The organism is Caldithrix abyssi DSM 13497, assembly GCF_001886815.1.
In the GTDB taxonomy this organism is placed as follows: Bacteria; Calditrichota; Calditrichia; order Calditrichales; family Calditrichaceae; genus Caldithrix; species Caldithrix abyssi.
This window is the reverse complement of the sequence record NZ_CP018099.1, coordinates 1,093,912-1,116,415: the sequence shown is the minus strand read 5'-3', so window position 1 is coordinate 1,116,415 and position 22,504 is coordinate 1,093,912. Positions and strand designations below refer to the sequence as shown.

The following is a 22,504-nucleotide window of genomic DNA, read 5'->3' as shown; positions in this document are numbered from 1 at the left end:
AGTCAAAGACATTGTATTTTTATAAAGTTTTTCTTTCCCTCACCCCCTTTAATTCCCCCTCTCCCGAAAATCGGGAGAGGGGGAAAGGGGGTGAGGGCTATTGTAAAACTTTCTCTTTTTTTGCATATATATACACTTGATGTCGCTTTTGAGACACCCTCCAGCCACGCCCATCTTTAACCTCCCGGCCATCCATTTTTTGCAGAGCCTTTCATGAAAGATTTTTTTCCAGTTCTGCCAGCAACGCTTCGAGGGCCAACTGGGCTTCTTCCCAGCGCGCTTCCCAGGCGGTTAAATTTTCCTGCAGTTGTTTGTAGGTTTTTTGCAGTTCCACGGCGCGGGCGCTGTTCTGGTAAGTCGCCGGATCGGCCAGTTGTTTTTCCAGATCGGCTTTTTGCGCTTCCGCCTGTTCGATCTGGTTTTCCAGTTGTTCAATTTCCGCGGCCAGTTTTTTACGCTGACGGCTTATTTTCTGGCGCGCTTCGGCCTCCAGGCGTTTTTGTTCTTTGCTTTTTCTGCCGGCGCTTTTTTTGCTTTCTGGCTTTTGTTCTGCTGAGGATTTTTCTTTTTGGTCGATAAAGACACGCACTTCTTTTAAACGCAGGTAGTCGCTGTAATTGCCTTCGTATTCGTACAGTTTGCCGTCTTTGATTTCCACCACCTTTTGCACCAGCTTGTCCAGAAAATAGCGATCGTGCGAGATCAGCAGCAGCGTGCCGTCGTAATCGTTGAGGGCGAATTCCAGCGCTTCTCTGGATTTTAAATCCAGATGGTTGGTGGGTTCGTCCATAATCAAAAAGTTAGCCGGCGAGAGCAAAATTTTTGCCAGCGAAACACGAGCTTTTTCGCCGCCGGAAAGAACTTTAATCGGTTTTTCCACGGCATCGCCGCTTAGGCCAAAGGTTCCCAGAATATCGCGCTCTTTGCCGCTAAACTCCGGCGCGGCGCTCTGCTGCACGGCTTCCATTACCGTGCTGTCCAGATTCAGCGCATCGACCTGATGCTGTGCGTAGTAGCTGATCTTCACGCGCTGGCCTGCCTGAATTTTCCCCTGCGTTGGTTTCAATTCACCGGTGATCAGACGCGTAAACGTTGTTTTGCCCACGCCGTTAGGACCGACCAGCGCAATCTTTTGTCCGCGGTACAGACGAAAATCGACGCCCTGAAAGATCCAGGGTTGGGTTTCCACATATCTAAAAAACAGATTTTCAATTTGTAAAACATCTTTATAGCTCTGGACCGCCGCTCTAATTTTAAAGCGGATGAATTTTTCTTCTTCGGGCAGCTCAATCCGTTCTAATTTTTCCAGCTTCTTAATACGGCTTTGCACCTGGGCGGCTTTAGTGGCTTTGTATCGAAAACGATCGATAAAGCGTTGAATGCGCTGGATTTCGGCCTGCTGCTCTTCCCATTGCTTGATTAACTGTTCCTGGCGCTTTGCTTTTTCTTGCTCGTAAAAGTGATAGTTCCCGTGATAGAGCGTCAATTGCCCGTGTTGCAGTTCGGCGATGATCTGCGCCAGACGATCCAGAAAATAACGATCATGAGAGATGATGATCATGCTGCCGGTAAAGGTCTTTAAAAAGCCTTCGATCCATTCCAGCGAGGGCAAATCCAGGTGATTGGTGGGTTCATCTAACAAAAGCAGATCGGGTTTGATTAACAGGATTTTAGCCAGATAAGCGCGCATGCGCCAGCCGCCGCTAAATTCCTTTAAAGGGCGAAAAAAGTCCGACTCTTTAAAGCCCAGCCCCATTAAAATTTTTTTCGCTTCCGATTCCAGCTCATAGCCGCCCAGCAGGCTGAAGCGATCTTGCAATTCGCCCAGTTTTTTTAACAGCCGGGCGTTATGGGCATCGTTGCCGGTCAGTTGACTTTGAATTTCATGGATTTGCATTTCAATTTGCTGGATTTCGGCGTGCCCCTCCAGCACCGCCCCCAGCAGGCTGCCCACGCCAAAGGCCACCTGTTCCTGCGGTAAATAGCCGATTTTGTACCCGCGGGGCATCAAAATGCTGCCACTTAACGGCTTTAATTCACCGGCCAGAATGCGCAGCAGGGTGGTTTTACCGGCACCGTTGGGACCGATTAAACCGATCTTCTGTCCCGGATGTACGGCAAAACTAACGTTGTTTAATAATTTCCGCTCGCCGATTTCATAAGACAAATCATTGATTTGCAACATTATTTAAACTCCATTTCATTAGAGGGAGAATTTAGTTAAATTGGCTAAAAAAATCTAATTGAAAATTGGCAGCCAGAAAATCTGGGCGCGCTAAAGCCGTTTATCCTTATGAAGAAAGAATGAGCTCGCCTGAAAAAGGGTGACCTGTCATTTCGAACGAAGAGAGAAGTCTTACTACTTTTAAAGAAACAATCTATTTTTTAAAGTATTTTCTTACTGGATTTGCGTTAGCCAGCGAGAGACAAATTAGCCAGAGCTTTTATTGCCCGGAAATTTCGAAGATGATCGCAGAAAAAATAAAAGTGTTTACTAAGTTTGTTCAGGAAGGAGTTTACGCAAAAAATTAGACTTGACTAGCCAATCACGAATAATTCTTACCTATTTAGGATACTTCCTTCGTAGCATCTAATGTATTAGCGTTCGAAAATTTTTGTACTGTTTTAAAAACTCATCCTCCCTCCCGGGGCTGTTCCAAAAGTCAAAGACAATGTATGAGTCCGCTATAAAAAGGTTTTATTATCGAATTTCATTTAAATGGGACTATTGTTTTTATTTAAATATATTCGTGTCTATTCGTGAAATTCGTGGTTTTTATACTGAACTCATAAATATATTCAATATATCTTGTCAACTGGCTGACTTGATTTTCAAATTCAGACGATTCAAAATTAATTAATTTATTGTGTTGATTTATCTAACATTTCTTTTCTAACTCGGACAGAATATATTCCTATAAACAATATCGTAACACCTATTAAGAAAAATATAATTGTAAATATGATAATTGGTTCAGAAGTCATTTCTAATAGTGGTTGTAGAAGTCTATTAGAACGAGAAATGTCTATCTGGAAATACAAATGAAATATCACAGAAATAATTGACACAACTAAACCAATTATTATCCAAAGGATACCGTATTTTTTATTTGCTAAATCTAAATCTTCTTTTATTCTGGAACGGATTTTCTTTCTTGAATAAAAAAAGAAAATCAGACATAAAAGAAGAAAAACAGATATAATAACTAAACCCGGGGTGCCAAAATTATAATGCATTAATCTCTCCTTTTGATATAGAATTATTTTACTGCTAACGAATTAAGCGTAACCGGGTTTGCCACGCTAACAAAAATTTGAAATTACAATGAACAGGGCGCGTGGCAAATTCCGAGTTCACGCCCGTGTTGAACTAAGCCCCGCAGGCGGGGCAATTTTTATTAGGTCATGACACACCTTAAGTTAAAGTACAGTTGTCTAAACATTCATTTAACTTTGGAGGTATGTCATGACCCGTTTATTCCATCGCTTTGTCCAGGATATGCAACTTCGGAATTTCTCCGAAAGCACCATCCGTTCTTACACTTACGCTTTAAAACAATTAGCAGCCCATTTCGATAAGGCGCCAGAATTAATCAATGAACAGGAAATCAAAGCGTATTTTCTCTACAACAGGAACGTAAAACACTGGTCTCGGGCGGCTTTCTCCGTATCCATCAGCGCTACTAAATTCTTCTTCGAAAAAACGATGCAAAAGCAATGGAATGTCTTTGGACTGGTTCGTTCACCTCGAGACAAATCCTTACCAGAAATTCTAAGATTAAAAGAAGTTAATAAAATTTTTTCCTGCATCAAAATGTAACATCACAAAGCCTGCCTGAAAACTATTTAAAAAAAATAGACAAGGCCAAAGATTGTAAAAATAATCATTCTTAAGTTATTATTGGTTTGAGACAAGACAGAAAGATCGGGACAGCCAGACGCTAATTTTTAAAAGGTGAGCCTGCGGCTATTTATTGAATGGCGTCCGGTGCGAAGCCTATTCGTTATGTGTTATTTTGTATTATTTTTAATTTAATTAATTCATTAATAATTTTTACATTTTCAAAAAAGCAATTCTTTTTATTCTTTGCACTAAAGCTAGGAAAAGAAGTAGTATTAAAATATTGAAGTTTTACACCTGCTAGCTTTATTGCCTGTTTAACATACATTTCAAGTGACTTCATAACGACAATTATTGCTTTTGGATTATAGTCATTAATTCTTATCGATAATTGAGATATTCCTTCTTTTCTTAATTGTTCTCTTTCAAAATCAGTTTTATTATTTATTGGGACAAGGCATAAATCATCTAAATAGCATTTACAATTTTTGAAAAAATCAAGAAATTCTAAATTACTAAATTCATGAGAATAAGATTCTTCAAATGCTGATTTTATACAAAAAAATAAATTAGAATTTGCCAAATAGAAAAAAGTGCCACCAGAAGGTGGAGATTCCCCGATATATAAAACATTTACTTTTTCTGGTTTATGTAAATTACGTATTTCATCAAAATTTTTAGAATTATCAGATACAGTTGAAAGGTTTCTTTGTATATCTGTACTTTCATTTGATTCTTTTATTTTTATATAACCTTTTTTAATTAAAAGGTTAAAATCTGCTTCTGTAAATCCTGATTGAGATTGGTCAAAATCAGAAATATAGAAACCAATTTTCCTTAATTTTGACCTTATAGATTTTTGAGCTGATCTAGAAGTTTGAGATTTTTGACGAAGTAAATCTTTTATATAGTTAATTTCAGAGGAAGTAAAAATATTTCTACCTTGCATAATATATCCCTTTATATAAAGAGTATAACGTTAAGCTAACCTGCGCCAAAATTATTTTACCATACTTTCCGACCAGAAGGGCAGCGCACAACTAAACCAACCTGCCAAATCGCCGCCGATTGAAGGCGTGTGGTTAAGCGACCGGTTACACCGAATTATAAAAATTCAACTTTAGTATGCTTCACCTTCTTAAAATCAGCGTCCATTACTTTATGTTGTAATTCAACAGAAGTATATTTTTTAGATATTTCGGCCAAACCACCTTGCCAGGTAAATTTAAATGGTTTCTTCTTTTTAGGCGATTTACTATATTTATTGATTAAAAAATCTATAAAATCCATTATTTCAGGGATTAAATGAGGCGGAACCTTTTTTATTTTTTGGTTTATTTCTTTAACGCTCATTTTTTAATCCTTGTTTTATCTATAGTATAATTTAAACCAATTCAATTTACAAGAATATGCCACAAACGGATGAGATATTATTTTAACGGTGTAACGGATTGCGGTTAAGCAGCACGAGCACGTTTAAAAATTTCCAAATTGCAAAAAACCTGATGCGTTCTCGCGTCAAACTTAAACCGCAGGTTATACGCTACCATGCTTAGACAAATCTAATTTTTTGATTTTATTGGCTAAATTCTTTATTGCATTTTTAGTGATTTCATCCCAATCTTTATTTATTCTTCGGATTTCCGGATGGGCTAAATGTGAAATTTTATATTTTTTATTAAGATAAACTTCTCTTATTGAGCCATTTAATAATTCTTTATTTTTTGTTTTGTAATCTGAAGAAATAACACGAGCAGGTACTTCACCAAGAGTAATTATAAATTGTGGGTTGCAAATTTCAATTTCTCTCTTTATCCAAAATATATTCGATTCTGATTTTGCAATTTTTTTAAATAATTTATGAGTGTTTACGAATTCAATATGAGGTGATATTTCTCGACAATTTTTAATGTGTTTTTTAGGAAATAAATATATTTTAACTAAATCAGTAATCCATAAATCATTTAGCTCAATCCCCAATTGAGGAAAATAGTTTTTATTAAGACTTTCTCGAGAAGCTTGTGTTCTTATTTCTCTTCCATCAAAATATTTTTCTTCACTGAACGGAGATAAATTATCTGCAATTGGTATTAATTTACCATTCCTTCTTTCAAATCTTGCCGAAGGGAAAGCACCTATAATCATTATTTTATTTTGTGCTATCTGAACAGGCAAAACAGGTCTTACCGGATTACCACCAGGATAAAAATACTTTTCTGGAAATTCAGGAACATCTATTCGAATTGAGGGAATATAATTTTTGTAGCAATCTTTTAAAAATCTTGATATTGTTGGATTCATATTATTACCCTCATATATTGTATAACGGAGCAAATCAACCGCGCGGATTCTAGCGTAGGCTGCATTTGCATGGTTATATGCTTCGCAATTCCTTTTCATTAAAAGTTATTTCCTGGTGATAAAACGCAGCCGGTTTAGGGCTATGAATAACCCATTCAGTTTCAATCCTATGGTTTTCTGGAGGCCATTTTTTTATTCGTAAAAATGGTACCAAAGGCAACATGCTGATAGTAAGTACGTGCCGCGGTTGAGGATGGAGAATGCCAACGACTAACAACTTGTCTGCCAAAATACTGATCAAGAATATGGCGGATATGCTTTGTCTACATGGTTCAACAGTTCCTTTATTGAACCTAAAAAAAACAGAATCTTTTAAATCCGTTGTCATATAAATTCTCTCGTCGATGGATTTTCCAGTGGCTATCGGTACGCGTATCTTTGGATCGCTTGTAAGTAACATTTCGGCTCCGAGTGGTCCTAACAGGACGTCAGCAGCAACATGTTCGCAGGTGATCGCCAGTACCCGGGGCATTCTGTAGTCCGACAATTGAGACGCTTTTTCAGACGCTTTTGTTCTCAACTTGTGTGTAATCATCCTGAATGAACCTCCAGAACCGTTCTCTGGAACGCGATTGGGCAAATATGACTGAGTAGAGACCGCTTCACTTTCAGCACACGTAACTTCCACTATGATTTTGTCATTTCCTGATACGCAGAGAAAGTCGGCACCTCCCGTTACAACGTCTTCTGCAATAGTCACTTCTTCAAACTGAGACCTAAGCCAAGAGAATGTCACGGCCTCAGCTCTTGCGCCCTCTGGTTTGTCCCCCAAACGGTTACAGAATAGTTTGTAATGGGACTCATACTTCACACTTAAGAAAGATTTATAACTCTCAACGATTTTAGCTAACATAATCAGCTTTTAATCCTTCAAGCGTTTAACGGCCTGCCGATAAGCCGCAAAAAAACACTTAATAAATTTGCCAAATTCCAAAAGACCAGATGTGTTTTTTTGTCGGCTTGATTGGCGTGTTGTGCCCCGCCTACCACTCTTAGAGATTATTTCAAATAAGAAGAAACCATATTTTTTATTTCTTCTTCTAATTTTAAAATATCTTTAGTAGCGGTATTCCAAATTACCTGAATATCTATACCAAAATAATCATGGATTAATTTATCGCGCATCCCGGCCATAAAACGCCAGGGTATCCATGAATAATTATCTTTTACTTCTTGTGGGATTTTCTTGGATGCTTCACCAATAATCTCTAATGCTCTAATAACGGCGTATTGAGTTTTTACATCTTTTTGAAAAATGGGATAATCAACATCTTTAAGGAAGGACTTTATCTTAATTATAGAATCTAATATATCATTTAAATAGTCAAGGATTATTCTATCTTTATCTTTCATAATATCGATTTGGCTTCTGAAATTATTCTTTTGCCAATATGGGGTTTTAATGAGCTCTTCATTACTAAATCGACCTTTATGCCAAGTATTCCGCTCAAATATTCTTCCAATTCAATAAACTTAAATAATGAAGGCGCTTGAGAAAAAGTAACTAAAATATCCAAATCACTATCTGCCGTCTGCTCATTACGAACGAAAGAACCAAATATTTCCAGAGAGTTTACGTAAAACTCTGAACGTAGCTTGGGCAATTCTTTGCGCAATTTGGTTCTAATATTTTTCAAGTCGTTTTTCATATATCAAAAATGCTAAAATATTTTGTGAATAGCAAATTTTCCTGAGGTGCACAACGCTTGAATTCAGCGGCGGCGTTTACGCCGTCCTCTGGAATGAGTTATTAGGCCAGAATCTTTAGATATCTATCTATATCCATTGCACCATGGAACACTCCCAAAATATCAATCACCTCATTTTCTCTAACGAGATATGCGATACGATAATGCCCATACAGAAGGATTCTTATATCTCCTTCGGGCTCAGATCTGTGCTTATAACCAATCTCAGGGAAATCTTTAAGGATTTGTGCTTTTTTATAAATCCCCGTTACAACTCTCTGTGCAGCGCTTCCATTGTCCTGGGCAATATAGTTATAAATCTCTCTCAACCATCTTTCGGCTTCTGGTGTCCATCTTATTTGTGCCATGAACGAATGCGCTGCTCCATTTCATCATTACTGATCACTCTGCCCTTACGTGAATCTTCTAATCCTCGTTCAATCATTCCCTCAAAAGCAAGTTCGCGCATTATCTCTTCGTATGATGCATCATCGGGCTGTTCTTGGATAATTTTTTTCATTACTTCTTTTACATTCGACATACTACATATCTCCTTTTATCTTTATTACACATCTATATCCAATCTATCCAACTCCCAACAAATTATCAACCCAAAATTTCAATTAACATTAAGCGACCTGTTAAACGCCTGAACAAATTACGTTAACTAACTTTACTACAAAATACCAAACAAACCTGCGCCAGGCAAGCAGCAACGCTATTTTTTTACAACGTATTTAGATCAAGGCAAAAAGACCACACCTTAAATAAAAAAAGCTATTTCAACTCAATGGACTTTTTGCCGCGCTTACATGCCGTTATTTGATCTTAACAAAAAAGGCTTTTCACTTCCTCTAAGTTGCCGCGACCATAAAGGCAAATATGTACGTTTAACGAAAGAGCTAACCAGCCGCTATGGAGCGCCAGCGGAATAGCGGTCAGGTGGAGCGATTTGTTATGTGATAAATTTTTAGAACCCATACTTTTCTTTCCTTAATCGAAATGCCTTTTCACCGCCTTCCATAACTGATGTAATCTCATTTCTTATAATGGTAGAATCAATAGCTCCTTCAGCTTTTATAATTCCCCTTGTTTGGCTACTGGTATCTCTATAATCACAACAAATAACCAGCTCTGCGTCACCATTAACTACTAAATTTGCATTATGGCTTGAGAAGATTAATTGCCGTTTTTGCTTTGCCGTCCAAATATTATCAATAATTTCACCAATTGCTTTATTATCTATGTCATCTTCAGGTTGATCAATAATTAAAGGTGTACCAGATTGATTTAAAAGTACAGTTAGTAATGCTGTAGCTTGTTGACCGGCAGATGCTTCTGAAAAAGGAATTATGTCACCTAATTGATTATTAGTACAATATTGAAAGTTAGGGCTAAACTCTATTTCACTAGCAGCTATAGATATCCATTTTTCAGGAGTAAATAATTCAATTATTTTTTTTATATTCTTCTGATTAAAACCACAAGAAGATAAATGATTAACTTCAGGAATTTCAATATTTTTTTCTTCTGAAAATTGTAATTCAGCAAGAATTCTAAGTTCATTTAATATTTCATACCAAATGTTTAACGGATTTTCATTTTCCATTATGTAATCACAAATTGCCTGAACTCTATCTTCCCGTATCCTTGTTTTATTAAAAGCAGTATTCAAACTTTCTTTGATTGAATGAATATCTATTCCTTTAGAAATATAAGCTCTAATAAGTCCATTAGATAATTGAGCAAATTTCTGAGCTTGATTATTTAAAAGATCAATTTTTTCCTTATGTAACTGAAGCCATTCTTCACGGAACTTTTCAAATTCTAACTCAGGATTACCAATTTCTTTCAAAATAGAATTTCTTTCGTTAACAGATATTGACAAGTCCTGAAGTCTTGACTCTAACCTTTTAATTTCTTCTAATTGTGACCGATTTGAAGAAGTCCTTCCCTTTGCAGCTTCATAATTGGTTTCAAATTTAGATTTGAGATTTTGCCATTCAATGAACAGATTATTTAAGTTTTTTAAATTTTCTTCAGTCAATGAATCCTTTAATTTTTTTGCAATTCCTTTTATTTCTTCAAATTTTCTTAATACTAGATTCTCAATTTGTTGCATCAATTCTTTGTTTTCAAATTCGATATCTTTAGGAAACTCTTCAGGATATTTAGAAAGAGATATTAAAAGTTCGTCTATTTTGTCTGAAATAATTGATATTTCATTCTTGACTTTATCCAATATATTTTCTTCAGCATCATATTTTGGTTTTTTAGCAATTATTTTTTTGTCTTTTTCTGAAACACCTGTTAAAGACTTCCTCAAATTTTCTACTTGACTAGTAAGCGATTTGATTTCAAGACTAATTTGTTCCAGTTCATATTGAATCTGTTTTTTTCTAATTAAATCATTATATGATTTTGTAGTTTTCTTAGCATTATCATATAATTTCAATTTGATTTGATTGAGTTGATTGGAAATTGGTTGTTCTATAAAACGCTTTAATTCTTTTGTCTTAATTCCAACACTACTTAATTGCTTTTGACTGTATGCTTGAATAGGTAATAATTTTCTTATATCTTCTTCTGTTACTAATTCAAAATCGGAAGCACCTATTTTCAATTTTATTTCATTATTAACAGAATTCCTTTTTATTATATGATTGATACCATTTAAATTAAATGTAATCCTTACTTCACCAGAAAAAAGGATCAAGGTTTTTTTAATAAAGTTTTGTCTTCTTTTTTCTATTTCTGATTGCTCTTCTTCATAACTGGAAGGGGTTTGATCACATAATCCCCATCTTAAATATTCTAGTATTGTGGACTTACCCGTTCCACGCCCACCAATTATTGCGTTATATTGCTGATTAAATTTGATAGAGAACGAACCCAAAAACTTCGAATTTGTAACATCAATTTGAGTGATAAATATTTGGGGAAGCTCTGGAATCTCCTGAGATAATCTTGATTCTTTCGCCAAACAAGCTTGTCTAAGAGCCTCTGCCGTTGGTTCTGCCCATTTTACCCATGTAGTATGTTGACCAAGTAATCGAAAGTCTCTATGGCGGTTATCAGATGTTTGGAATACAGCAATACTTTTAAAACCCCATTCTCTTGCTTTCCCATTAATAATATTATGCTTACCAGTACCTAATTGAGATAAAGAACCATCTACATAGCCACCGACACAAGGCATTTTTTTATATTGTTCCGAGTTTCCTGCTCTAAGTAGAGTATGTCTTCCACCTTCGCTAACATTCGGGAAAACAATAAATCTATTTTTAAGCAAATCAATAGAATTTAGTTTATCATAAAGTTCTTGAAAACCATTTACTAACGTATTCGTTATTGGAGCGGTTTCCACTGTTGTTGGATCTTCCGAAGAATTGGGAGTGATACCTAATAAATGCAAAATTTGCTCTAAAGCATTAATTGGATATTCTTCATCAATAATTAAAATTGCTTGACAAGGTGGAGTAGATAAAGTAAGCTCAAGCCCCGGGAAAACAACTAATTTATCCTCTTCTGGAATTGGATTACCCAAATCATCTAATTCGTTATCTGCAGCCTTTTTTATGTATGGATAAAACCCAAAATCATGATGATCAGTTATTGCAACTGCATTTATTCCTAATTCTCTACATTTTCTTACAAATTCATCCGCATATGCTTTTCTATCTTCTTCTGATACTGGTCTATCACCAACCCAATTTATGTCTCTTGGTGTATGAACTTGAAAATCACATTTATAGAAATGAGCACCTTTATCCATTAATTACTGCCTTTTTATTGATTTAATTTATTATAAGCACATAACGATGAGCTAACCAGTGCCAAAATTATTTCACCGTATTTTCAACCCAGCAGGGCAGCGCACAACTACACCACCCTTTCAAATCGCCGCCAGCTGAAGGCATGTGGTTGAATGTTTGGTTGTGCAAACCTCTTTTATTTTTTACACTTCGAATTGGGAAAACGTCCTCGTATTTATTCTTTTACAAACAGGCACGCTGCTTTACTAAGAAAAAATAAACTTCCGAACAAGGCTAAAATTTTTACTACGCTTTTTAATGTAAAATATATAAGAATAAATCGTATAAAAGTCAAGGAATAAAACGAAGTCGTTATTTTTTAAAACCGTGTCCTTAAATTTTTAATAAAATAAAAAGGATGATGCAGCAGGAAAACCAACCAGGAAAGACGTCCTGCACAGGGCGGATACCAGCGCTTAGCATTAATCTTACTTTTTTCGCTAAGCGCCAATGGTAATTATTTAACCGCCGTTGTGTTTTTAACCGCTCTTTCAAACAGCTGCACAAACTGCCTTGCCTGGTAATCACGGCGAAACGGTTCGATGTTCTGAAAGGCAAATTCAAACTGCCGACCATTCAGCCAGTTGAACAGTACGGCGGCTATCTGCTCTTTTTTCTTCGGGCCGATTACTACGCCCGAGTTTGTTTTGTTAATTAAATCGGCTGCTTCGCCTTCTTCCGGCACAAGCGCCAATATCGGCTTTTTCAAACGCAGATATTCGTAAACTTTGCCGCCAATGGTAAACCTGCTGCGCGCATCGCTGTCATCCAGTATAAAACACAGGCTGTCCATCTGGTTCAATTTTTCCAGAGCCTGGCGATGCGGCAAATAACCGGTCGTTTCTACCTGCGTCTCCAGACCAAATCTGGAAGCCAGTTTTTTTAAATCGATGTGCGATTTGCCCACATGCACAAAGCGTATCTTTTCTGCTGATTCTGGCTTGCGCGCTTTAAGCGCCGCCAGCGCCCTGAATAAAGGCGTGGGATGATTCAAATGCGAGTAAATAGTGCCTGAAAAACCTATGCGGAACCAACCGTCTTTTACAACGGTACCCGTTTTAATACCGTTAAAATCCGCTTCGTCGTAGCCGTTCGGAATGATCGCCCAGTTGTCTTGATTAAAGCCGGCAATGTTTGCGGCATAATATTGCGCCACCCGGGCGTAAGCAGAAATCCCTGCTTTTACCCTGCCGACGATCTTCTTCTCCATCTTCCAGTCCAGCCAGCGATGAAGCGGCGTGGGATGAATTTTGTAAGGATTTAACGTCCACGGATCGCGTAAATCGAGTACGGTGGGAATATGAAAAGCGTTTTCAATCTTTGGGATTAAAAACGATAGCGAATAAGGCGGGATGGAAACCAGGACCAGATCAAACGTCTCTTTTTGTAATAACCGTTGAATGGTTTGCCAGGCTCTTTGCGCCCACTTTTTGCGGCTATCGGGTAAAAATAAAAAAGCGCTCAGCCAGCGTTTAAAATAGGTGGAGCGGGCGCCCACTTTTTGGGCTTGCAGGGCATTAAACGGCACACGAACAACGCGCGTAGAAGAGGGTATTTCTTTTAACAGCGATTCATCGCGAACGATGAGATTCGACGCTTCATCCGCCGCCACCACGGTAAATTGCCAGCCTTCGCGACTGGCGTATTTAATCAGCTTGGTAAGGCGTTGTACCCCGCCGCCGCCGGTAGGCGGAAAATAGTAGGTAATTAATAAACACCTTCTATCCACGTTTGATTTTCCAGATCGCGAATGGATTTGTACAAAATATTAAAATCACGTTCATTGTGCTCAAAATCGCGGTGCTCCATATTAAAAGTAAAAACATTCATGCCTTCTGTGCGGGCGCGCTCAATCCATTCTTCATACGCCTGATTAAGCTGCTCCAGGTAATCGCGAACGATCTGCTGCTCGTAAGCGCGCCCCCGCTTTTTGATGTGCTGGAACAGCCGCTCCGTCGAAGCCTGCAAGTAAATAATCAGGTCCGGTTTGCGCAAATAGCTGGTCATGATTTCGAACAGCGCTTTGTAATTATCAAAATCGCGATCGGACATGAAGCCCTGTTTGTGCAGGGTGGCGGCAAAAATCTCCGCATCCTCGTAAATGCTGCGGTCCTGGATGCAGGAGCCCGGCCATTCGGTAATTTCCTGCTGGGTTTTAAAGCGATGGGACAGAAAAAAGATTTGCAGATGAAAACTCCAGCGCTTCATATCTTTGTAAAAATCTTCAAGATACGGATTATCAATCACCTTTTCATAATAGGCTTTCCAGCCCAATTTTTGGCTCAGCATGCGCGTTAAGGTTGTTTTTCCGGCGCCAATATTTCCTGCAATGGCCACATACAGTTTCCGTTTCCTGTTCAATTTACCTTACTCCGTTTTAGAATTTAAACACCAACGTTGTCGAAAAACGAACTTTTACGCCTTTTACCGTTCCCGGTTCAAAAACAAATTGTCTGGCGGCTTTTAAAGCCAGGGCGTCGTAATAATAATTCAAACTCCTCAGCACTTCGGCCTGTTCTACCCGGCCGTCCTTGCCCACAATCACGCGAATAATCACATTACCATGATCGTTCATCCCCCGCTCGGGATTGTCCACCACCGGCGCTACTTTCTTTTTCATGGTCAGTTTTTTATCCAGAAAAACATCTAAAAAGATCTGGTCAAAATCGATTTGATGTTGCGTTTCAGCAGGTTCTTCTGCGCTGCTCGCGGTCTGCTCTGCCGTGTCGATGGTTTCCGGCGGCGTTTGGGCCACGCTTTCCGCCACAGCCAATTCCACCGGCCTGGCCATGGGAATGGTATCCTGCTCCAGCGGAATTTGCGGAAGGGAAGTCGTCGCTTCTGCGCTGGCCGGCGCCTCAGCCATGGAATCCTGCGCCGGAGGTTGCAAGGCCAGATAGTTCTCAGGTTGCTGGGCAATTAAAATTTTGCGATCCAGATCGATATTACCCACAATCGGATTAAAATCGACTATACCGTATTGCGGCGAATCCTGGCCGTCGAAGATGCGTTCTAAAATGGTTTGTTTATCCTCAGTGCCCCAGGAATTGCCTTCGGCCAGAATATCATTGCTGCCATGATTGTACACATCGTACTCGTAATTTTCGAACAAACCGTTGCGTCCCTGCTGGCCGTCCTTTTTACTTAAATCTCCCAGGTTCGGTTTGGCCGTACCGAAAATGATAACGCCGATCTGATTTTTGGTGATCATATTGTCGGTCAAAACGGGCCTTGCTCCTGTTTCGCAAATAACGCCCGCGTAGCCGTTGTCCTGGATGATATTGCCGATTAGTTTGGCTTCGGAACGCACCGCGATGCGTAAGCCGGCATTGTAGTTGTACCTGATCTGTGAATTGCGAATTAACGGATCGCTTTTTTTGATGTCAAAACCGTTGTAGGCGTATTCCACGATCACATACTCAAACTGCGCCGGTTGCTTCATGTTTATGATGCGGATGCCCGACCAGTCGTGCATTTTGGGATGCTCTGCCGCCGATGTAAAAATGATCTTTCGATCGATTTCTCCTCTGGCTATCAAAGCGCCCTTTACGATCAGTTCGCATCGCGTGCGGTCGGCGCCCGAGCGATGCGCGTCGCTCGTGGCAAATTTGATGATCGTACCCGGTTCAATGATTAAACGCGCCCCCCGTTCAATGGTCACATCTCCCTGAACCAGCACAACGCCCGACCAGCGCGTCTGTCCGCTGATACTCGCCTGCCTGATAACGGTGGTCTGCGCGCACACGCCCCATGCTGTTAAAAGCACAAGGGCCGCGATTTGATTAAAACGCTTATTAAATGGTGTTCTTTTCATTCTACCTTTACAAATGTTTTTACCATACGGATTAAATCGTCTTCTTTAAACGGTTTGGAAACAAAGGCGTTTGCGCCCACAGCCTCGCTTTTTTGTTCCTGTTTTTTCCCGACCTGAGCGGTTAAAATGATGATCGGTAAATCTTTGTATTTTTCAATGGCCCGTAATTGTTCGCTCAATTCAAAACCGTCCATTTTGGGCATTTGTAAATCGGTGATTACCAGATCAACCTCGGTTTCTCGGGCCTTTTGCAAAGCGTCTTCTCCATCGGTGGCTTCAACGGTCTCAAAGCCGTGTTTTTTCAGAAAACCGCTGACAAACGAGCGCACACTGGCCGAATCATCCACAACCATGATTCTGGGTTTACGTCCAACCACCGTTTTCACCGTGATCTCGCTAACGGAAGGTCGAGGCTCTTCGGCCTTTACCACTTTTTTTCTGGTTTTGGGCAACACCTTGCGGATTAGCACCTGCTCGCGCATGGCGCCAAAGTATTCGGCTTCAACGCGATGAATGATGGCAGCGTAATCCAGTATTAAAGCCACCTCGCCATCCGGCAAAATCGTACCGCCCGAAATCAGCTCTACATTTTGCAGTAAATTGCCCAGATTTTTGATGATAATATCCTGACGCCCTAAAATTTCTTCTACGCCCACGGCCACGCTCACCCCGGAATCGTGCAAAACCAACGCCACGTTTTTGACGGATGGCTTAACCTGTCTTTCGTCCGGAAACTTCAGGATGTCATCCAGATCAATATAGGGCAGTAATTTGCCGCGCACCTGAATGTACTTTCTGCGATCGTCGAGTAAGATATCTTTTTCGCTGATTTTAATCGACTCCATCACGGCCAGCAACGGAATGGCCAGCGAAATATCGTGGAATTTAATGAGCATGGCATGCGAAACGATTAAAGTTAACGGTACGCGCAAAGAAAAGACCGTGCCCTGGCCGGGCGTGGTTTTGACGCGAATAATTCCTTTTAGCTTCTGGAGTTCCATGGCCACCACATCCAGGCCAATGCCCCGACCGGATGTTTGCGTCGCCTTTCCTTTGGTGGAAAATTCCGGCCAGAAGATGTATTCCAACAGGCGGCTTTCCGGCATGCTGGCTGCTTCTTCTGCTGTGGCTAACTTTAAACTGACTATTTTTTTTCTCACTTTTTCCAGGTCAATACCCCGGCCGTCGTCAACCACTTCAATCACCACCTGATTTTTTTCCTGACGCGCTCGTAAGATGATTTTAGCGACCGGATCTTTGCCTGCTTTTTTACGCTCACTGCTCTTTTCGATGCCATGATCCACCGCATTGCGTAAAATGTGCAGCAACGGTTCGTAAAGGGCTTCGATCATGGCCCGATCCATTTCGGCGTCATTATCTTCGATGATCAGTTCCACTTCCTTTTTCTGTTCACGCGCCAGATCACGAATCGGCCGTTTAAATCGCTCAAACAACGACGCAATGGGAACCATGCGCGCTTTCAGTAAATCGTTGTGCAAACTTTTACTCAAAACCGAAAGCTGACTGATATGCCGCTCCAGAAAGCGGATTACTTTGGTCATGGCGCCGGTTGTTTTGTAATAATCGCCGGAAATGGACTTGATGATTTCGGAATAATTGCGCAGAGTTTCCCAGTCGTCCGCCGACGGGGACGCCATGCCCTTCATTTCACTAAAAGTGTGCTCTTCCACAAAATCTTCCAGTTGATGGGCAAAAGCGCGCAAATCCTTTTTTCGGTTGTCTATTTCGTAAAACAAATTTTTCAACTTATCGAAATAGGAATTCAGTTCGGTGCGCGAAATGAGCATTTCTGTGGCCAGATTAATCAGATGGTCCAGATAAGACGTTTTAACCTTTAAGGTATTGTCCGAATCCTGCGTGGCCACCGGTTCCGCCAGTCTGCTTGCAATAGTCGGTATCTGCTCCAGGCGGTCACCCGGTATTTCAAAATCTTTCAAAAAGAACAGCTTGTTGTCCATATCGGCCAGGCGGGCGGTAAAATTGGAAACAATTTCCGGCTTGCCGATTTCAACGGCGCGCAGCATTTCGCTGATTAAATCGATCATGGTAAAGGCCGTGGGCAAAAGCTCCAGTTTGGTTTCGGCGTTCTGGCTGCGGTACATCTGAAAGTAGTCTTCCAGCTTGTGCGCCACCTCGCCAATTTTCTTAAAATTCGCCATCAAGGCGCCGCCCTTTAATGTGTGCAAATGACGCAAAAGGTCGGCCAGAACCGTGCTGCTTTCCGGCACCTTTTCCAGCTCCAGTAAATCGTTATTGATTTTTTCCACCAGTTCCCGGCCTTCTTCCAAAAACAGCTCTTTTAAGCGTTGTTCGCGCTCTGCTTCGCTCTTTTTCGCACTCAAAAGGGTGTTGAAAATGCTGTCTAATTTCAAAAGCAAAGAATCTAATTCCACCGTTTCGATCTGTCCCTTGACCACTACGGCATTCAACTCGTCAATAACGCTTTTTAATTCTTTTTGAACTTCCGGAGAATTGGCGTTCGGATTGGTTTTGATCTCCTCAGAAATCTCTTCCATACGTCCCAGCACAATGCTCAAATCGTCCTGCCCGGTCATGCGCGCGGCGTTCTTTAAAGCGTGGATGGCCTGATCCATTTCGTAAATGGCCGCGTCGTCCGTCGGATTTTTCAACAGGGCGGCGTTAGCCTTTTGTAGTTCCGTAATCAAAGCCAGAGCGTCTTCCTTGAAAATCTCTTTTAGTTCTTTTTCGTCGGTTTCATCCGGGCTGAACAGGGGTTTTTCGGTCACGGGTTCAGGGGCTACCTCCGGTTCTTCCGTCGTTTCGCTTGCAAGCCCGCCATCTTCTTCCAGTACCAGCCGATCAAGAATATTTTGCAACTCCTGAAACGCTTCTTCCACTTCTGCCTGCGGATGCTGCACCAATTGTTCCAGGGCCTGCAACGCATGTTCCAGCGCTGGCAGCAGATTTTCTGGTATTTCCACCTGCGCATCCGAAAACATTTCGGCCGTCTCTTCAACAACCAGAGAAGCGTCGGCAGTTTTTTCCAGGTTTAAAATTTGCGCGCCGGAATAAATGGCGTGAATTTCTGCGGCCAGCTCATTAAATCGTTCGCGTTTTTCCGGTTCTTCTTTTAAGCGGGCAAGCGTTTCTCGAGCCGCCCGTAAATGTTGCAGGCTGTCTTCAATAAAATCCCTTTCATCTTCTGAAAGCTCCGCTTCTTTTTCAGTAAACGTCATTAACTCGCGCAAAACTTCCACCAGATCGGCCGCATCGCCTTTGGCTCCTCGCTGCTCAATGCGCTCCAATACAATTTCAACGGATCTGGAAATCTCAGCGGCCAGGTCTTCGTCCGCCTTTAATTCCGTATTATGTAACCGTTCTTTCAGAAAATGCGGAAGCTCCAGATAATTATCCAGCGCCAAAAGCCGCAGGTTGCCTTCCAGCTGATCTAAAAAATGCTCCACCTTTTTCAGGGCCAGGGGATCGCGCTGCAGCAGGGCATCGGCTAAAAGGGGCTTAACGCCTTGCCACTGCGCCCGGCTAACTTCCGCTAAAGCCTTTTGAACCTCTTTTTCTTCCGGTGCGTAGCGCTTAACTTTGACGAACATTTGAACGTCAAAGTCTTTTATTCCGGCCTTAACCGATTGAAAATCGCCGTCCGCTTCGATCTGCGCCATAAAATTTTCCCATATCGTTTCCAGCGCCTGCAGAGCCGCCTGTCGGTCGATCTCCGGATTGCTTATCGCCTGTTGATAGCGCTCTTTAAAAGGGATTAAAAATTCATCGGGTAACGAGCGTTCAACCCAGCCGGCCGTTTTTTGCAGGCTTTCCAGGGCGTCTAAAAACAAAGTTTCGCTGGCCTTTTCCGAAAATGGCGCTAATCGTTGCGTAAGTTTTTGCACCAGGTCTTTAAAAACTTCGTAAATGCGGGCGCCATCGTCCAGAGTGATGAGCGGCTCCGCTTCTTCTTTTTCTTTTTGCTCTTCCTTTATTTCTGTTTCTTCTTTTGCTTCGGTCTCTTCTTCGATCGTCGGCTCGGCGGGCGCCGTTTGCGGTTCCAGCGCCTGTTGCAGCTTTTGTTCGAATTCTTCCACGCGTTGTTGCTGTTCACCGGCCGTTAACTCAGACTCAAAACCTTCCACATCTTTTAAAACGGCGAGCATCTCTTCAAAAACATTCACGACAGCGCCTGGTAATTCAAGAATTTGATTCTGTCTGTTGCGGATCAATCGAATCATATTTTCACAGAAAAACTCCACGCCCGTGTAGCCGTGAATCATGCTCAACTCTTTTAGCGACCTCAAAGTTTTAATTAACTGCGCCAGATTTTCTTGATTCATGGGGCGAGCAGTTAATTCCTCCAGAATCTTTACGTGATCCTGCACTTCGGAATAAAAATAGGCCTTTAAAAGATCGTCGATAGTCTCCTCGCCCTTTTCTTCTTCTGCCGGAATTTGCCCTGTGCGGAGTATGGATTCCATTAAGTCCGAATGAGCTTTTTGCAGCGTTTTCAGCTCTTCGGCAATGGCCGGGATATACGTTTTGCTTAGCTCCATTAATTGGGTCGGAGATTTTTCCGTTAAGTCTTCTGGCAAAAGTTCCTTTAGCTTTTCGGCCGCGGCTTTCAAAGGTTCCGGCCAATTTTCGCCGCGATACAGGTTGGCAAGAATAATATCAAGCAGGGTTTCCAGAACGTCTTTCTCGTCGGGCGCAGCAGTCTGTAAAATCTGTTCTTTGATAAAAGCGGGATAAAACTCTTCAAAACTCACCGTTGGCTCCGGTTTTTCTTTATGAGCTGTTTCAGCGGGGGCTTTTTCCAGCGGCGCAAAATGTTCCTCTACAGCGCTCAGGCCCTGCAAAACTTCTTCATCTTCCATCATCAGGCTGAACAAATTAATAAAATCAGCGGCCAGTCCTTCCAGGTTTTCCATGGCCTGCTGGGGCGGAATTTTTTCCAGGCGATTCAACAGATCAAAAAGGAAAATGGTCATTTCATTGGTCTGCTGATACTGCGCCATACTTTCCAGGGTTTCGATGGGATCGGCAGCCTGAGCAACTGTATTTTTAAAGCGCTGTAAAAAGGTCTTTGCTCTCGGATCGAATTGGTCTCCCAGTCGCTCAATAACAGCATCCATAAATTCCAGGAAAAAGAACGTATTGAATGAAACGGCTTTATTCATTTCGATCATTGTGTTGCTCCATTATTACTCAACTTAAATTTTTCTACGGCTTTGTTCAACTCTTTTGACAAAGCCTCTAATTGTTGAGCAGCCTGCCTTGACTGCTGAGCCCGGTCTGCGGTTGCTTTAGCTATCCCTGCTATTTCTTCGAGCGCTCTGGCAATTTGTTGGCTGTATCTGGTTTGTTCTTCGGTTGCCTGTGAGATATCGGAAGCGGCGTTTGAAGAGATTTCCACTTTTTCTAAAATTTCGCGCAGGGCGTCGCCCGTCTGATCGACCAGTTGAACGCCCACCGCCACTTCGGAATTGCCGTTTTCAATATTTTCCAGTGTTAATGAAATACTTTTCTGAATGGCTTCGATCAATTTAGAAATCTCTTCGGCCGAAGTATTGGTGCTCTCGGCCAGGTTGCGGATTTCTTCGGCCACAATGCTAAATCCACGTCCGGATTCCCCGGCGCGGGCGGCTTCGATGGAGGCATTCAGGGCCAATAAATTGGTTCTGCTGGAGATCTCGGCGATAAAATCCGAAATCTCGCCGATGCGCGCGGAATTTTCATCCAGAAAGCGCACCTGTTTCATGGCTTCGCGCACGGAACGTCGAATGTTGTGCATGCCCTCGATGGCTTTTTGCACAACCGCCTCTCCCTTCTGGGCCACAAGGCGAGCCTCCTGCGCCGCTTTTGCCGATTTTTGGGCGCTTTCGCGCGTATTAACAAAAATTTCGTTCATCTCATGGGCCAGGCGGCTGATATTTTCTGTTTGCCTGGCCTGGTCTTCGGCCCCCTGAGCCATCTCCTCAATATTGGCTAAAATGTCCGCCGTGGAACCGGCAACCTGAAAAGCGGCATTTTTCACATCTTTAATTAGTTTACTCAAATCGCTGATCATCAGGTTAAATGAATCGGATAGCGCGCCCAGAGCGTCTGCCGTTACGCTGGCCTGCACGGTAAAATCGCCCTCTGCTGCCGCCGTTACAATGTTCAAAAACTCTTTAATTTGTTTTTGTTCTTCCGAACGATCTAACTGTACCTCTTCAATTTTAATAAATTTACGCGAAGCCTCTTTTAACAGGTCATATTCCGTATGAAAATACTTGTAGCCCGTTTCCGGCTTTAAAACGGATTTGCCTTCTTGCAAACGCTTAAAGGATTCTCTGAAATAACTTAGGGCCGAATCGACCGGCTTAAGCAGTAAAAAGAGCAAAAGCTCCAGAATAAACCAGATGCCGATCAAGCCCAGGCCATGCGGCAAAACGGCGCGTAAATCATTTTTCAAAAACGGCTTCAGATCGCATTGAATCAAAACCAGGCGATCGGTCAACTCGTTTTCAATTTGCAATGGCTGTACTAATGAGTAAACCAGTCGGCCGCCATCTTTAACCAGATGAAAGGTTTGCCGATTCGTTTGCCGCGCATCCTGCATCTCCTTCCAGAAGTCAAAATCTTTGCCGTTGTTTGCGGGATTTTCTTCATCATAAATGATGCGCGTGTGCGTTCCTTCGATCTGCAGAACTTTAAACTGGTAGTAACTGGCCAGCTTGAGTTTCAATCTAAAATCTTTAATATAACCCTCAACTTTTTCAGCACCGGCTGCAATTACCGAGTCGGGCGCAAGGTAGGTTGTAAAGGCATTTCCGATTAAGGAAAGCTGCTTCGACTGTCCGACGATGACACGATCCAGTTCTGCATTTTTTTGCAGCACCATGGCCGCAAAAAATGCGAGCAAACAGATGGAAAAAAGAACGATGCTAATGCGTATAAATAGATATTTTATGTCGCTTTTCATAAAGCCCTCATCATTTTAAAATTGGGCGAAAAAGAG

At 41.4% G+C, this 22,504-nt stretch carries 17 protein-coding genes; 1 reads left to right on the top strand and 16 read right to left on the bottom strand.

What is annotated here, in order from left to right; translation table 11 throughout:
* Positions 1–211 precede the first annotated feature (211 nt).
* Together Cabys_RS04475 and Cabys_RS04470 are read right to left on the bottom strand one after the other, a co-directional pair.
* Entirely contained in the window at positions 212–2,185 is a 1,974-nt protein-coding gene (locus tag Cabys_RS04475; protein WP_006928961.1) for an ABC-F family ATP-binding cassette domain-containing protein, read from the bottom strand.
* Positions 2,186–2,862: 677 nt separating this feature from the next.
* Positions 2,863–3,237, bottom strand: a complete 375-nt coding sequence (locus tag Cabys_RS04470; RefSeq protein WP_006928960.1) for a hypothetical protein — start codon at positions 3,235–3,237, stop codon at positions 2,863–2,865.
* A gap of 229 nt (positions 3,238–3,466) precedes the next feature.
* Here Cabys_RS04470 and Cabys_RS04465 point away from each other — a divergent pair, with 229 nt between their 5' ends.
* On the top strand, positions 3,467–3,820 hold the full coding sequence (locus Cabys_RS04465; protein WP_006928959.1) for a site-specific integrase: 354 nt from the start codon (positions 3,467–3,469) through the stop codon (positions 3,818–3,820).
* A gap of 184 nt (positions 3,821–4,004) precedes the next feature.
* On the opposite strand, the gene Cabys_RS04460 is transcribed toward Cabys_RS04465, so the two are convergent.
* The 14 genes from Cabys_RS04460 to Cabys_RS04395 all read right to left on the bottom strand — a co-directional run bounded on the left by Cabys_RS04460 (position 4,005) and on the right by Cabys_RS04395 (position 22,468).
* Entirely contained in the window at positions 4,005–4,790 is a 786-nt protein-coding gene (locus Cabys_RS04460) for a hypothetical protein (RefSeq protein WP_006928958.1), read from the bottom strand.
* Positions 4,791–4,945: 155 nt separating this feature from the next.
* On the bottom strand, positions 4,946–5,194 hold the full coding sequence (locus Cabys_RS04455; protein WP_006928957.1) for a DUF2281 domain-containing protein: 249 nt from the start codon (positions 5,192–5,194) through the stop codon (positions 4,946–4,948).
* Positions 5,195–5,377: 183 nt separating this feature from the next.
* A complete protein-coding gene (locus Cabys_RS04450; RefSeq protein WP_044281193.1) occupies positions 5,378–6,241 on the bottom strand; it encodes a uracil-DNA glycosylase family protein in 864 nt (287 codons plus the stop codon).
* A complete protein-coding gene (locus Cabys_RS04445) occupies positions 6,216–7,055 on the bottom strand; it encodes a hypothetical protein (protein ID WP_006928955.1) in 840 nt (279 codons plus the stop codon). Before Cabys_RS04445 ends, Cabys_RS04450 begins: the two co-directional genes overlap by 26 nt.
* Before the next feature lie 146 nt (positions 7,056–7,201).
* Positions 7,202–7,555, bottom strand: coding sequence for a HepT-like ribonuclease domain-containing protein (locus Cabys_RS04440; protein ID WP_006928954.1), 354 nt, complete (start codon positions 7,553–7,555; stop codon positions 7,202–7,204).
* Entirely contained in the window at positions 7,552–7,851 is a 300-nt protein-coding gene (locus Cabys_RS04435) for a nucleotidyltransferase family protein (protein WP_006928953.1), read from the bottom strand. The genes Cabys_RS04440 and Cabys_RS04435 overlap by 4 nt, the downstream gene beginning before the upstream one ends.
* A gap of 101 nt (positions 7,852–7,952) precedes the next feature.
* Entirely contained in the window at positions 7,953–8,258 is a 306-nt protein-coding gene (locus tag Cabys_RS04430; RefSeq protein WP_006928952.1) for a type II toxin-antitoxin system RelE/ParE family toxin, read from the bottom strand.
* Entirely contained in the window at positions 8,246–8,431 is a 186-nt protein-coding gene (locus Cabys_RS04425) for a hypothetical protein (RefSeq protein ID WP_006928951.1), read from the bottom strand. Before Cabys_RS04425 ends, Cabys_RS04430 begins: the two co-directional genes overlap by 13 nt.
* A 429-nt stretch (positions 8,432–8,860) precedes the next feature.
* Entirely contained in the window at positions 8,861–11,665 is a 2,805-nt protein-coding gene (locus Cabys_RS04420) for a TrlF family AAA-like ATPase (protein WP_006928950.1), read from the bottom strand.
* Between the two features lie 497 nt (positions 11,666–12,162).
* A complete protein-coding gene (locus tag Cabys_RS04415; protein ID WP_006928949.1) occupies positions 12,163–13,434 on the bottom strand; it encodes a glycosyltransferase in 1,272 nt (423 codons plus the stop codon).
* Positions 13,413–14,066 carry a deoxynucleoside kinase gene (locus Cabys_RS04410; RefSeq protein WP_006928948.1) on the bottom strand — a complete coding sequence of 218 codons (654 nt, stop codon included), beginning with the start codon at positions 14,064–14,066 and terminating at the stop codon, positions 13,413–13,415. The genes Cabys_RS04415 and Cabys_RS04410 overlap by 22 nt, the downstream gene beginning before the upstream one ends.
* 16 nt (positions 14,067–14,082) lie before the next feature.
* Positions 14,083–15,519: a TonB family protein gene (locus Cabys_RS04405; protein WP_006928947.1), complete on the bottom strand. Its 1,437-nt coding sequence runs from the start codon at positions 15,517–15,519 to the stop codon at positions 14,083–14,085.
* Positions 15,516–20,690 carry a hybrid sensor histidine kinase/response regulator gene (locus Cabys_RS04400; RefSeq protein ID WP_006928946.1) on the bottom strand — a complete coding sequence of 1,725 codons (5,175 nt, stop codon included), beginning with the start codon at positions 20,688–20,690 and terminating at the stop codon, positions 15,516–15,518. Before Cabys_RS04400 ends, Cabys_RS04405 begins: the two co-directional genes overlap by 4 nt.
* Positions 20,687–22,468 (bottom strand): methyl-accepting chemotaxis protein, encoded by a 1,782-nt coding sequence (locus Cabys_RS04395; RefSeq protein ID WP_006928945.1) that lies wholly within the window; start codon positions 22,466–22,468, stop codon positions 20,687–20,689. Before Cabys_RS04395 ends, Cabys_RS04400 begins: the two co-directional genes overlap by 4 nt.
* Positions 22,469–22,504 lie beyond the last annotated feature (36 nt).

What these genes read in the sequence shown, in the direction of transcription:
- Cabys_RS04465 (WP_006928959.1), top strand. Translation starts at nt 3,467, where the DNA reads ATGACCCGTTTATTCCATCGCTTTGTCCAGGATATGCAACTTCGGAAT.
- Cabys_RS04405 (WP_006928947.1), bottom strand. Translation starts at nt 15,519, where the DNA reads ATGAAAAGAACACCATTTAATAAGCGTTTTAATCAAATCGCGGCCCTT.
- Cabys_RS04400 (WP_006928946.1), bottom strand. Translation starts at nt 20,690, where the DNA reads ATGATCGAAATGAATAAAGCCGTTTCATTCAATACGTTCTTTTTCCTG.
- Cabys_RS04430 (WP_006928952.1), bottom strand. Translation starts at nt 8,258, where the DNA reads ATGGCACAAATAAGATGGACACCAGAAGCCGAAAGATGGTTGAGAGAG.
- Cabys_RS04470 (WP_006928960.1), bottom strand. Translation starts at nt 3,237, where the DNA reads ATGCATTATAATTTTGGCACCCCGGGTTTAGTTATTATATCTGTTTTT.
- Cabys_RS04445 (WP_006928955.1), bottom strand. Translation starts at nt 7,055, where the DNA reads ATGTTAGCTAAAATCGTTGAGAGTTATAAATCTTTCTTAAGTGTGAAG.
- Cabys_RS04425 (WP_006928951.1), bottom strand. Translation starts at nt 8,431, where the DNA reads ATGTCGAATGTAAAAGAAGTAATGAAAAAAATTATCCAAGAACAGCCC.
- Cabys_RS04450 (WP_044281193.1), bottom strand. Translation starts at nt 6,241, where the DNA reads ATGAAAAGGAATTGCGAAGCATATAACCATGCAAATGCAGCCTACGCT.
- Cabys_RS04435 (WP_006928953.1), bottom strand. Translation starts at nt 7,851, where the DNA reads ATGAAAAACGACTTGAAAAATATTAGAACCAAATTGCGCAAAGAATTG.
- Cabys_RS04420 (WP_006928950.1), bottom strand. Translation starts at nt 11,665, where the DNA reads ATGGATAAAGGTGCTCATTTCTATAAATGTGATTTTCAAGTTCATACA.
- Cabys_RS04460 (WP_006928958.1), bottom strand. Translation starts at nt 4,790, where the DNA reads ATGCAAGGTAGAAATATTTTTACTTCCTCTGAAATTAACTATATAAAA.
- Cabys_RS04455 (WP_006928957.1), bottom strand. Translation starts at nt 5,194, where the DNA reads ATGAGCGTTAAAGAAATAAACCAAAAAATAAAAAAGGTTCCGCCTCAT.
- Cabys_RS04440 (WP_006928954.1), bottom strand. Translation starts at nt 7,555, where the DNA reads ATGAAAGATAAAGATAGAATAATCCTTGACTATTTAAATGATATATTA.
- Cabys_RS04395 (WP_006928945.1), bottom strand. Translation starts at nt 22,468, where the DNA reads ATGAAAAGCGACATAAAATATCTATTTATACGCATTAGCATCGTTCTT.
- Cabys_RS04475 (WP_006928961.1), bottom strand. Translation starts at nt 2,185, where the DNA reads ATGTTGCAAATCAATGATTTGTCTTATGAAATCGGCGAGCGGAAATTA.